Annotated in this window: 10 protein-coding genes; 4 read left to right on the top strand and 6 right to left on the bottom strand. The window is 38.6% G+C overall.

Going from position 1 to position 11,929, the window contains the following annotated elements; all coding sequences use genetic code 11:
* Nucleotides 1–2: 2 nt before the first annotated feature.
* Nucleotides 3–1,061 (bottom strand): hypothetical protein, encoded by a 1,059-nt coding sequence (locus H4J65_RS07150; protein WP_182197067.1) that lies wholly within the window; start codon nt 1,059–1,061, stop codon nt 3–5.
* Nucleotides 1,062–1,710: 649 nt separating this feature from the next.
* Between H4J65_RS07150 and H4J65_RS07145 the strand changes: the two genes are divergently transcribed.
* The gene (locus H4J65_RS07145) at nt 1,711–2,631 is read left to right on the top strand and encodes an aldo/keto reductase family oxidoreductase (RefSeq protein ID WP_182197065.1); all 921 of its coding nucleotides are present in this window, start codon (nt 1,711–1,713) and stop codon (nt 2,629–2,631) included.
* A gap of 128 nt (nt 2,632–2,759) precedes the next feature.
* Here H4J65_RS07145 and H4J65_RS07140 read toward each other — a convergent pair whose 3' ends face one another.
* On the bottom strand, nt 2,760–5,138 hold the full coding sequence (locus H4J65_RS07140) for a peptidase U32 family protein (RefSeq protein WP_182197062.1): 2,379 nt from the start codon (nt 5,136–5,138) through the stop codon (nt 2,760–2,762).
* Nucleotides 5,139–5,255: 117 nt separating this feature from the next.
* Here H4J65_RS07140 and H4J65_RS07135 point away from each other — a divergent pair, with 117 nt between their 5' ends.
* Nucleotides 5,256–6,062 (top strand): glutathione S-transferase, encoded by an 807-nt coding sequence (locus H4J65_RS07135; protein ID WP_182197060.1) that lies wholly within the window; start codon nt 5,256–5,258, stop codon nt 6,060–6,062.
* Nucleotides 6,063–6,232: 170 nt separating this feature from the next.
* On the opposite strand, the gene H4J65_RS07130 is transcribed toward H4J65_RS07135, so the two are convergent.
* From H4J65_RS07130 to H4J65_RS07115, 4 genes are all read right to left on the bottom strand, one after another.
* Nucleotides 6,233–6,601 carry a PH domain-containing protein gene (locus tag H4J65_RS07130; RefSeq protein ID WP_182183264.1) on the bottom strand — a complete coding sequence of 123 codons (369 nt, stop codon included), beginning with the start codon at nt 6,599–6,601 and terminating at the stop codon, nt 6,233–6,235.
* Nucleotides 6,602–6,859: 258 nt separating this feature from the next.
* Nucleotides 6,860–7,090 (bottom strand): DUF3565 domain-containing protein, encoded by a 231-nt coding sequence (locus H4J65_RS07125; RefSeq protein ID WP_182197058.1) that lies wholly within the window; start codon nt 7,088–7,090, stop codon nt 6,860–6,862.
* A 182-nt stretch (nt 7,091–7,272) separates the two neighbouring features.
* Entirely contained in the window at nt 7,273–7,809 is a 537-nt protein-coding gene (def, locus tag H4J65_RS07120; protein ID WP_182197056.1) for a peptide deformylase, read from the bottom strand.
* Nucleotides 7,806–9,116: an MFS transporter gene (locus H4J65_RS07115; protein ID WP_182197054.1), complete on the bottom strand. Its 1,311-nt coding sequence runs from the start codon at nt 9,114–9,116 to the stop codon at nt 7,806–7,808. The genes def and H4J65_RS07115 overlap by 4 nt, the downstream gene beginning before the upstream one ends.
* Before the next feature lie 293 nt (nt 9,117–9,409).
* Between H4J65_RS07115 and recR the strand changes: the two genes are divergently transcribed.
* Both recR and H4J65_RS07105 read left to right on the top strand, forming a co-directional pair.
* Nucleotides 9,410–10,015, top strand: coding sequence for a recombination mediator RecR (gene recR / locus H4J65_RS07110; RefSeq protein WP_182137581.1), 606 nt, complete (start codon nt 9,410–9,412; stop codon nt 10,013–10,015).
* Nucleotides 10,016–10,095: 80 nt separating this feature from the next.
* Nucleotides 10,096–11,205: an MBL fold metallo-hydrolase gene (locus H4J65_RS07105; RefSeq protein ID WP_259367563.1), complete on the top strand. Its 1,110-nt coding sequence runs from the start codon at nt 10,096–10,098 to the stop codon at nt 11,203–11,205.
* The last annotated feature ends 724 nt before the right edge of the window (nt 11,206–11,929 follow it).

Raw genomic sequence — 11,929 nt, 5'->3', positions numbered from 1 at the left:
TTCTAGCAAGCTAGTGGTTGCTGTGCTGAATTAATTTCGCTGAAAGCGTTAATCACGTCTATGGGTTGTTCAACCTGGATTAAAACTTGTTCAAACGACTCAACAAAAGCCCCCATCATGCCCCAGTATTTTATTGGCTGGTTAAAGGTTATTTTTATATTGTGCTGTTTACTACGGCCAATTTTTAAAAGTTCATTGCTTTTGTTTTTACCTTTACTTTTAACTTTTGTGTGGTTAATTTCATCTTCACCGGCTTGGTTTATCGACACGGTATTAATATCAGCAAAGGGTATAATCATAAAGTTGAAGATAGAGTTGTTAATGATCAGTTTTTTATCTTGAACATAAAACGAATAATAGCGCGATAAGCGATAATTTGCTGTCATTAGAATAAAGCCATATAAAATAAAGCTAGCCGCCATTATTGCAGCAGTTTGGCTCCAATCGACCAATAATTGGTAGCTAACGCTTGCTATGACAATCAATGAAGAGATAATAACTAAAAAGTGACTAGCTTTTCCTGACAATAAAGTAATTTTACCTAATGACTTTACGTGCCGCTTAGATAGGCGAGGAATAGCGTAATACCAACTTGCAGGCTCAGTGGCAAGTGTTAATGCCAAGCCTTTTTTTTTGTCATCATCATATTTATCCAGTACGCCAATACGAGGATCGCCTGATAAATTTCGAGCTTGGTATAGTCCTTTGACAATCATAAACATTAAATAAAACTCAATGACCAGCAAAACGCCCATAATGGGATAACGTAGCCAGAGAATAAAATCAAAATATTGGGCAATATCTTCAGGATAACTATAGCGTGCAACAGCACAAGAAAGGCTGAAAATAATGACTATTTTCCACGCTTTTTGTTTGCCAGCTTTTATGATCATAAACCAGTAAAATATTGGCAGCACAGCAAAGTATATTACGCTCGCGACAATTACCGGATAGAGTCCTAATCTGGTGTTTGTAGTTTCAGGTATAAAAGTAAAACCCAAGTAGTAGCTGGTTATGACAATAAATAAGTATATTAAGCGGTATGTTACAGATGTTCTCACAATAAATCCTTTTGTAGTGATGGTTATAATAATGGTTTTTTTTCGTTTTACATTGGTTTACGTTTAGTTAAGCCAACGCTACACTTTTACAGCATTTAAGCACATTAATATCGAATGCGTAGTTTTGATATCCTATTGGAACGGCTCGATAAATACTATACTTAGATTGAATTTCGTTAACCATAAAGTTAACACTCGCTACAGCTAGATTTGTAGATTATCCATTGATAAAGGCGAAAGGTAATGTAACAATTTTGCTAGATTAAAGTTTATATGTAAGCTTATTTTCAGGAATGACAACTCAACAATATAACCCTGTCAATCAGTGAAAAGAATATGCCGTTGTGTGTATCTCAATGCAAAATAGCGACACTAAGTTCTAGTATCAAGCAGTGAGTAGTGAGCAAAATTTGGCGAGCTAAGTCGCAATAAAATCGCTTTTTGCATGGCAATAAGTTGTTTTATTTTAATCGTGAAGAAAAAGATGATTATATTCATCGCCATCCTATATATGTAGAATAACGATATGATATTTTAAAGGCTTTAATTAAACATTCGGTTATTCAATGGCCAACACAGGTGGCTGAACAATGGCCAACACATGAAGAATTTTAAGTATATTTAATCAATAATAATGAAGAGTAAAGACATGAAAAAAGTCTCAATGGGTAACTCGAGCATCGAATCTTCTCGTTTTATATATGGCTGCATGCGTATTGCCGGTGACAATAGTGCCAGTGATCGTATTAAAGGAAAAACAGCGATAATGGCTGCGCTAGAGGCGGGTTATAATCACTTTGATCATGCGGATATTTACGGTGGTGGTGAAAGCGAAAGTATTTTTGGTGAACTGTTAGCTGAAAAACCACATTTACGTGAGCAAATTATTCTCACCTCTAAAGCCGGTATTCGACCGCGCAATAATGAGCACGACACTTATGCCCCCACGCGTTATGACTTTAGCCAGCAATACTTGTTGGCCAGTGTTGAAGGTTCACTTAAACGTTTAAATACCGATCACTTAGATATGTTTTTATTGCATCGCCCAGATTATTTATTTGATGTGCATGAAGTCGCTGAAACTTTTGCGTTATTAAAAGCCAGTGGCAAAGTTAAGCATTTTGGTGTCAGTAACTTTAAACCGTCGCAAGTTGAATTATTAAAGTCTGCGTTAGCTATGCCCTTGTTGGTGAATCAAGTTGAAATTAATATTCACAATATTGACACCTTACTGGATGGAACCTTAGATCAATGTCAGCAGCATGATATTACACCGATTGCTTGGTGTCCTTTAGGGGGTGTTGCTTACTCTGCTTGGGGAAATACTTTTTCAGGTGAAGATGAACAAAGAATTGAAAACGAATTAAGCCACCAAAGTGAAAAATATGCTTGCGCGCCTTGGCAAGTTATTCTGGCTTGGTTATTAAAACATCCAGCCAATATTTGCCCCATCATAGGGTCAACCACACCAGAGCGCATTGTTGCCGCTAAACAAGCTTTAACACTAGATTACTCGCGTGAAAATTGGTATCGCTTATTAGAAGCTAGAAACGGCCAAGCTGTGCCATAACTATATTGAATCAAAACTATATCGCACTAAAAGTATATTGAATCAACAATATATCGCATAAAAAAAGCCACTGAAAATGTCAGTGGCTTTTTTGTCATTTTAAGACCGGGCAGTAGCGAGTGATTTAGTTACAAACCATTATGATATTGAATATTGGTTGACTCAGGCACTAAATTATTCAGCTGTTGTTTTGCTGATGAATGGCTATCTATCGGATTTTTAGACTCGTCAGTAGGCTTTTTATCAGCTAATAACTCTTCAAACTGGCTGATCAACAACGCCTTATCAGGCGCTTGGCGATCACCGGTACCTATGTTGGTTAAATCAATCATAAAACCGTCGAATAAATCAGATAAGTCTTCAATAATTTCCATATTTAAAAACTGATCTTGGTTGTAAATACTCGGGTAACCGGCTTTTTGTTTATCAATCGCGAACGAGACACCTTTGAGATTAGTGATGGTTGTTGATTTATCACAAGAGAGCATACAGCCATTGTCGATACGTGGTTTTTCACAGCCAACACTTTGTTGGAAGAAACACTGTCGGCTAGTCATCAACAAAATAGGGTGGTAAATACTATAAAATAATTTAAAGTTTTCTGGGCGAGCAATATGTTTCATTTGCATGGCGTTAATTTCGTTAGAAATAAAGGCACCGCTACAGTCAAAGTCTTCTTTCATCGCTAATAGCGCGTAGGAATTAGTGGTATTTAAGAATGGGCCTGCTATCCATTTTATGCCTAAAGCATTGGCTTTATAAGCAATGCCAGTATTGTTAGTGACAATTAATGGCGGTTTTACTTGCTCTAAAATAGTTACGGCAGCGTCATAATCTTTACCAATTAGCACAGCCGGAAACCACGGAATTAAACGTGGATTGTCCTGTAAAAAACCAACATATTTTGTACAGTCACGTTTATAAGCATCAGGCAATTTAAAATAAATATCGGCATGGGTAATATGCGCTAACTCAGCATCTGCTTCGTCACAGATCAAAATAGACAATTCATTTTTTGCTTGGCTTTGAACTTCGCTTCTAACTTCGCTGCTTAGTTGAGAGGCTGCTTTTGGATGATTAACTAATGGCGGCAAGGTCACTTCTGGAATGATATCAACAGCATTATTTAACAAACTGGCGATTTGATTTTTCAGCGCAGTTAGCTCTTTAAACGGAATGCTTAAACCGGTATTTAAATTGTCACAGTTTAGCTCGGTCAGTAAAAACTCGGCGTTGTTAAAGCTTTTAAAGCGCTTGTCTATCGTGGCCTTATCAATACTGGCGTTTTCACTGGCGCGTAATAAGCTAGTGGATTGCACAGTGAAGCTATTTTGTTCAACAGAGAAGCCGGTAGTGGTTACGCTAACCTCTAAATGTTGTGCTGCTTGACCAGAAAAACGTAATGTTAGTGGTACTTTTTCAATACTTAAATGCTTTATTTTTTCAACTACTTCGGCTTCAATTTCATTTTTGTCAGTTTGTAGGTTTTGCTCAACCTCATGAATTTGAACCACTGAAATTTGTTGCGACTTATCTTGCGAATGGCTTTGGCTTTCAGTGGCGTTATGTTTATTTATGGCATGAACTTTTGAATTATCACGCGGATTATCAATAAACATTGATTGATTTAAATCGCCTCTTAAAAATGCATTGGAAAAGTCACGATTAAATACTTTGTAAAGGCGTTCGCCATCTTCGGTTAATTCGCCGGTATTGAGGAAGCCATCAATTTGTTTACGAAAACTATCAACCACGGTATGTACATAGTTTGCGCCTTTAATACGTCCTTCAATTTTAAACGAATGCACACCAGCGTCGATTAAGGCAGGCAAATCAAAAAAGGCAGAGTTGTCTTTAATGTTTAATGGAAAATTATGACCTGTGGCTGTGGTTTCATATTCTTCTCGACAAGCTTGACTACAGCGGCCGCGGTTACCTGAATTGCCAACACTGGCAGACGTTGAATAACATAAACCTGAAAAGGCAACACAAAGCGAACCATGAACAAATACTTCGCTTAACAGGTCATATTCACGACAGACAGCGGTTATGGCGGTAATTTCACGTAAGTTTAATTCTCTTGATAAATTAACCCGCGAAGCACCTAGTTTTTTTAGGAACGGAATTTGTCCGATATTATGTGTGGTTAACTGGGTTGAAGCATGAATGTCTAAGGTCGGGAAATGCTTCTTGATGATATTAAACATGCCGATATCTTGTACGATAACGCCGTCTAACGTCGTGTTAACCAGTTTACTGAGTAATTTGGCAATAGACTTAAATTCACGTTCTAAAATAATCACATTTAAGGTTAAAAATATTTGGCATTGGTATTGGTGTGCCAAACGTATGATGCCAATCAGCTGTTCAAAGGATATATTAGCGGCGCGATTACGGGCATTTAGGGTATCTAAGCCGCAATATACCGCGTCGGCACCCGCTATAATGGCCGCTTTAATTGCGTCGACATCTCCACCGGGGGCTAATAATTCTATTTTATGATCCATTGGTACAACTTATTTTTTTCGCTAAATTTAAGAGCAGGGATTTTACCCGTATATTTCACCAATGAATACCGTTAAAGTTGCCGTTTATAAATAATGTTAATTCAATAGTTGCGTGTTATGGCATTACCTATCCTTTATTCATTAAGAAACTGTCCTTATGCAATGCGAGCACGTATTGCTATTTTTAAGTCGCATCAACCGGTTGCGCTGCGTGATCTGGTATTAACGGATAAACCTGCCGCGATGATTTTAGCTTCCCCCAAGGCTACCGTGCCTATTTTAGTCTTGGATGAAAACAGCCCGTTTAAGGAGGATAATGCGCGAGGGAATAAAGCATTAAGCGAAGCAAGTACAAATCGAGCAGAAGATAACCGTGTCGTTATCGATGAAAGCCTAGATATTATGCTATGGGCGCTTAAAAAATCTGATCCCAACAACTTACTTCATACTGATAACAGGGTTAATTTACCTATAAAGCCAGACGAAAAAGTAAATACCTTCCCAAACAAGACCAACAAGACCAACAAGACCAACGAAAAGTTAAATGAAATGTTGGCACTCATTACCGAGTTTGATGTTGAATTTAAATTGCGTTTAGAAGCTTATAAATGCGCAAAGCGTTACCATGAAACTAACCTGAATGAATGCCGAGCCGCATGCGAGCATTATATCCAATTATTGGAGTCACGCTTAATACAGCATGACTATTTATTCTCTGCTCAAGAGAGTTTAGCTGACATTGCTCTGTTGCCGTTTATTCGTCAATTTGCCCGCATAGAACGCCAGTGGTATTTGCAATCACCGTATCCTAAACTGAAAAATTGGCTGAATCGTTACCTACAAAGCCCGATGTTTACCCGAGTAATGGCAAAGCATCCACTGTGGCTTGAGTGTGGTGAAGAGGTTATTTTTGTTGGTAAATAAAGTAGCCGGTAAGCGAGGGCAGGGAATTATCATGGGTTTAATTTTTTCGCTATTGTAGGCCTTATATTAGCTGTCTTATACTAGCGATAAAACAGCTAAAATCACTATAGCCTGACATCAAAAATAAGCGGTATGTAGCTTAGTGATCATGATCAAGGCACTGTCAGCACTTATAATAAATAGCTAGAAATTATTTTTGATATTTCTAGCATTGAGGATTGCCCTGAAAACTCAAATTTCACTTTACCTAGGGCAGAAAAATATATTTCTAGTTCAGAATCAAGATCGAAGGTACCTGATGTTTCAATAGAGTAGGCAACAATATTTTTGTAAGGTAAAGAGGTGAAATCTTTTTTACTGCCAGTAATACCCTGAACATTAACCGCGATTATTCTCTTATTGGTAAAGACTACACCGTCACGCATGGTTTTATATGAGTCAACTATTTGTTCATCATCTAATAGTAGGCTGCTTACTTTTTCAGCATAATCAGTGTCTTGCTTAAGCTTGAAAAAACCTTTGTTATTAAAATCAATCATCGAAAAATCCTTGTATTGTTAATAGTTAAGCTTTGATCCCTTGTCAGGGTTGCAGATATAAGTACTCTGTTGGGCTGTTCAGGTAAGTGTTATGTGTTTTTTTGGTCAACTCAGTGCATAAAAGTATGTTGAGTCGATAACCACACTGATCAGTCATGATTTAATCATTACTTAGTTGTTGTGCTTTTTCAAGATGCAATTTAAGTTGCGATCCCTTTGGGCAAGTCTGAACTTTGAAACCGCACAAGTATAAGCCTATTAAGACGATGACGTTGATTCGGTTGCAGGAAAGTCTCTAGCGGCACCATGATCACACTTTATACAGTTTAGCTGCTGACCTAGCATGGCGTGTCTGGTTGCCTTATTGACTACCCATGGGCGGTTAATAAAAGGCGGTTGATGACGAACATGTTGGAAATGGCCACATTGTAGTCTGGCTACCCAATGATTTTCGTCATCAAGATGGTAGTCGATAATAGCTTGTAGCATATTGTTTTTTCCATTGACAATTTTATGGGATAGTTAGCCTGAGTGATGAGTAATCTGTCGTTGCTTATTGCTTATCGGTAATAGGTAATTAACAGCATAAAACCAGTAAGTTAATTTACAAGCCAAAAGTTATGATGAATAAGCAAAGTTACTTGGCGTTAGTTAAGGGGTTTTATTCATTTTTACTTGTCATTGTTACTTGCCATTGTTGCTCGCCATGTTTGTTCATCAATGGCATCAGCTTCATGATCGAGTCGTTCAATAAAAGTAATACCATCAAGATGGTCTAACTCGTGCTGAAAAATACGCGCAAGAAAGTCAGTAAAGGTTAGTTGATGCGCTTGGCCTTGTTCATCGAGATATCGTACAGAGATACTTTGATGACGACTGACCAAAGCGCGTTTGCCTTTCACACTTAAACAGCCTTCCCAGCCTAACACTTGCTGAGTACTGGCGCTGAGTATTTCTGGGTTGATGATAACTGCAGGCGCTAATAACGGCGCATCAGGGTAGCGTTCACTGGGCGCAGAACACATGATAAATAAACGCACACTTTTGCCAACTTGCGGCGCGGCAATACCAACACCATTGGCTTGGGCAACGGTAGCTTTTAGATCTTCAATTAGCTGTTTTATGTCAGCCGTGTGAACATTGGTTATTGGTTTTGCGATAGCAGATAAAACCGGCTCACCACGTTGTAAAATAGTTAAAGTGCTCATGATGATACTTCTCTTTTTTGCTCTGCATTGAGCGCAGTGTCTGTGGCGGCAGAGGTTTTATTTATTTTTTCACGTTCTTTTTTAAAGTAAAACCAGCTAACAACGAATAAGATAACAATAAAAGGTAAACCGGTTAATACCAACACATGCCAACCTGCTTTAAACAATATCCAGCCAGCCATTAATGACGCAATAGCCTGAAAGCCAAAAATAATAAAATCATTAATCGCCTGAACTTTATGACGTTCGCTAGCTTGATAACTTTGTGGTAATAGCGAGGTGCCGGTAAGAAAAAGAAAATTCCAGCCAATGCCCAATAAAATTAATGCCCACCAATAATGCATCACTTGTTCACCGGACAAGGCAATAACTGTGACCACCGCATAAATGATTGTGCCTGCGAGCATTAAGTTTTTTAAGCCAATGCGTTTGACTAATAAGGCGGTAAATAACGATGGAATAAACATGGCGGCAATGTGACTTTGGATCACCCATTTTGTATCGTTTAAACTATGACCATGAAGTTTGTGCATGCTCAGGGGAGTTGCGGTCATTAGATAACTCATCAGAGCAAAGCCAATAGCGGCTGACAATATGGCGATAATGAAAATGGGTTGTTTGATTATTTCACTTAAGGGCCTAGCTTCTCCTTGGTTATCACTCGTTGTTACTTCAGGATTAGTAAAGTTCAACATCAGCAACATAGCCAGTAGAAATAGCCCAGACAAAAATAAGAAAGAACCGGCATAGCCGTGTGGTGAGCTTAACCAGTCTTTTGCAGTTACGGCTATTTCAGGCCCTAAAAAAGCAGAAAAAATGCCACTGAGCATTAAAATCGATAATACCGTTGGCACTTCATTGCGGTTGCTAACACTTTCAATCGCGGCAAAGCGTAATTGTTGGGTAAAAGCGGTGCTAATACCCAGTAAAAAACTGGCTAAAATGAGTAATTCAAAATGGGCGTTTAAGGCAGCAAACATGGCGACCAGTGTGCCGGAAAAACCTAGTGTGAAGCCAGTAAATGTCGCAAAACGTCGACCTTTATTTTTAGCTAATAACGCCGCTGGAATAGCGCCACTGGCCACGCCGAGTATCATCATAGTCACCGGTAGGGTAACTAGTGCAGGATCAGCCCCCATGCTAGTGGCAAGTATACCGCCAATAAAAACAATCACTGGCGATGCGGCCATCACTAGAGGTTGTACTAAAAAAAGTAACCAGACGTTTTTAGGTAGCGTAAACAGCCGTTGTAAGCCTAAAAAGCTTAAGAGCAATAACGCCAGCGTTATGAAAATATTGATTAGCATTAACTGCCCTTATAGATGACTGCCGAATTTGGCTAAATAGTCTGAGACTATCATACTGAAATTTTAAAGCTTTGGGGGAAATTAGCGATTTTGAAGATAATTAATTCTTTTTAATTATTTATTATCAATCCTTAAATCGAGTGATAAACTGCGTTTTGAAAATTATTCGTTTGCTTGATAAAGAGTCATAGGATTAATGGCAATAACTCTTTAGCCAAGCACTTTGCAAAAATTAATAATAGCAAACCGAGCCATTAATTAGTCGATTTGCTATAAGCCTAGAAAGAGTTGTAATGAAATTTAGCCCGTTAGTTCAAGAACTTATTGATTCATTAAAATGTTTACCTGGGGTTGGTGCAAAATCAGCACAACGCATGGCCTTTCATTTACTTGAGCGAAACCGTCATGGCGGTAACAAGCTTTCACAAACCTTGGCTCGGGCCATGGAAAATATTGGTCATTGCGAACAATGTCGTACATTTACTGAAGAAGCCTTGTGCGATATCTGCCTGAGTCCAAAGCGTAAAATAGCGGCGCAATTGTGTATTGTTGAAACGCCAGGTGATGTTATTGCTATTGAACAAACGGGTGAGTTTCAAGGGCTTTATTTTGTTTTAATGGGACATTTATCCCCCCTTGATGGTATTGGTCCAGACGATTTAGGTTTAGACGTGTTGGAAAAACAATTGGCGACAGGGCAATTTAGCGAAGTGATCTTGGCGACTAATCCGACTGTGGAAGGAGAAGCCACCGCGCATTTTATTGCTGAACTGACTCAAACCTACGATGTTAAAATTTCACGTATCGCTCACGGTGTGCCGGTCGGTGGTGAACTAGAATATGTTGACGGAAATACCTTGTCACATGCACTGTCAGGTCGTAAAAATTATAGCTTCTAGTCTTGATAAATCTAAGCCAGGGTTAGCATTTAGCGAGCACTTGATAAACATCAGTTTTAGGAGTTATTAGCTTGCAAATAATGTTTAGTTTGCGAAAAATGGTGGCTTTGCAGATAATGACTATTGTCTGCTTTATTCTACTCACTGGCTGCACAGCAAAAAATCAGTTAAGGCAGATAGAACAAGCTGATTCTGTTATAAAATATAAAGAAAGTTTAGCTAAACCCGCACGTTTTTCTAATTTATATCCCGGCAAAAAAAGTTACTTAATTACCTGTAAGGACAATTGTTATCAGTCCTCACCAGTCGTTGAATGTGAAACACCGGCTGAAAATTGTCGCTTTATTGGTGAACAATCGCCACCTAAGGTCAACACAGGTTTTAGTTTTCGCTGGCTTGGGCACGCCAGTTTTTATATCAAAAGTCCTGAAGGCAGTACCTTACTGCTAGACCCAGTGAGTGAACAATTTGATTGGCCAGTGAATTGGGCTTTTAAGTTAAGCGCTGGCTTTTTTCGTAATGAACCACAGTGGCCATCGCTCAGCGAAATTGGCGATGTTGACGCTGTATTGTACTCACATATTCACTATGATCATTTTAATAAAGCTGATATTGAAAAAATTGGCACCGATACGCAATATTTTGTGCCTTTAGGTTTTGCAGCGCATTTTCCTAATAAAGGCTATCGCATTAATGAAATGGCTTGGTTTTCAAAAACGACATTAGCCGAGCTGAAGATTAACTTTGTGCCTGCACATCATTTTAGTAGTCGAATTTTAATCCCTTATTTATACGAAGATAAAGATGTTACGCTTTGGGGCGGCTGGGTTATCGAGCACCAAGGTCAACGGATATTTTTTGCGGGTGATACCGGATATTCTGAGCATTTTAAAGATATTCAACAGCGTTATGGTGATATGGATGTTTGCTTGATGCCCATTGCTTCATATTTTCATCAAGAAAATAGTGCATGGTATCGCTATGTTCACACCACGCCCGAAGATGCTTTAGTAGCGGCGCAAGCGCTAAACTGTAAAGTCATGATCCCATGGGGTTATGGCAATAATAGCTGGAAAATGGGTGATCATAGTTCCCATTCGCCGTTATTACGTTTATTAAAAATGCATAAAGCAATGAACTCGCCAATACCTTTACACATTTTAAATGAAGGTGAAGAAGTTACCTTCTAGCAGAAGCTATGCTTAAATTTACTTAACACGCTTACTGGTTGAATAAAGGCTAGTTAAGCTCAGTGTTAATCATCACAATTTTAGTATGGCCAATGTTTTTAATATGATATATGGCGGCGGGCAGGTATAAAGTTTGTCGGTTAGTGGCTATCAGGTTTACTCGCTTGGTTGGGCTTTAATTCATCAAGTTAAATAAAATTTAACTTTCTTCAGCACAAATGCCGATAAACAAAAGCAACAGCCACTGCAGATATTTATTGGCCCATTACTTTGATCGCCCGCTAAACGTTTGACGGACTGAATTCCGACCTACAAAAGACCGACAAAACAATTATCCAAAACTATATTATCACCCGTAGGCCCTATGTAGGTTGGACTTTAGTCCATCAGGTTAAATGAAATTTAACTTTGTTGGTATCAAGTTGGTATTAAGATTGGGTAACAAAACAATACCTGCTGAAGATTTTTTATTAACCCATCGCTTTGATCGCCCGCTAAGCGTTTGACGGACTGAAGTCTGACCTACAAAAGAGCTATAAAAGACCGACAAAAGATCTATGAAACAATTGCCTAACGCTATATTACCACCCGTAGGCCCTATGTAGATACCATCTCTCTATACCGATTTCAAACACTCATTTAAATTGCTTGAGATCGGTATTCGCTTTGGTGCTTTAACACCCCAAAACAAATCTGTACTAACTTTCTCATTGCAGCGCCAAGC

It is taken from the genome of Colwellia sp. MB02u-9 (assembly GCF_014077085.1).
Lineage (GTDB): Bacteria > Pseudomonadota > Gammaproteobacteria > Enterobacterales > Alteromonadaceae > Cognaticolwellia.
Note: the sequence above shows the minus strand (reverse complement) of the source record. Positions and strands in the feature narration are given on the sequence as shown.

Coding starts and splice junctions, on each gene's coding strand:
- def (WP_182197056.1), bottom strand. CDS start 7,809: ATGAGCACTTTAACTATTTTACAACGTGGTGAGCCGGTTTTATCTGCT.
- recR (WP_182137581.1), top strand. CDS start 9,410: ATGAAATTTAGCCCGTTAGTTCAAGAACTTATTGATTCATTAAAATGT.
- H4J65_RS07130 (WP_182183264.1), bottom strand. CDS start 6,601: ATGATTGATTTTAATAACAAAGGTTTTTTCAAGCTTAAGCAAGACACT.
- H4J65_RS07115 (WP_182197054.1), bottom strand. CDS start 9,116: ATGCTAATCAATATTTTCATAACGCTGGCGTTATTGCTCTTAAGCTTT.
- H4J65_RS07125 (WP_182197058.1), bottom strand. CDS start 7,090: ATGCTACAAGCTATTATCGACTACCATCTTGATGACGAAAATCATTGG.
- H4J65_RS07105 (WP_259367563.1), top strand. CDS start 10,096: ATGTTTAGTTTGCGAAAAATGGTGGCTTTGCAGATAATGACTATTGTC.
- H4J65_RS07145 (WP_182197065.1), top strand. CDS start 1,711: ATGAAAAAAGTCTCAATGGGTAACTCGAGCATCGAATCTTCTCGTTTT.
- H4J65_RS07140 (WP_182197062.1), bottom strand. CDS start 5,138: ATGGATCATAAAATAGAATTATTAGCCCCCGGTGGAGATGTCGACGCA.
- H4J65_RS07135 (WP_182197060.1), top strand. CDS start 5,256: ATGGCATTACCTATCCTTTATTCATTAAGAAACTGTCCTTATGCAATG.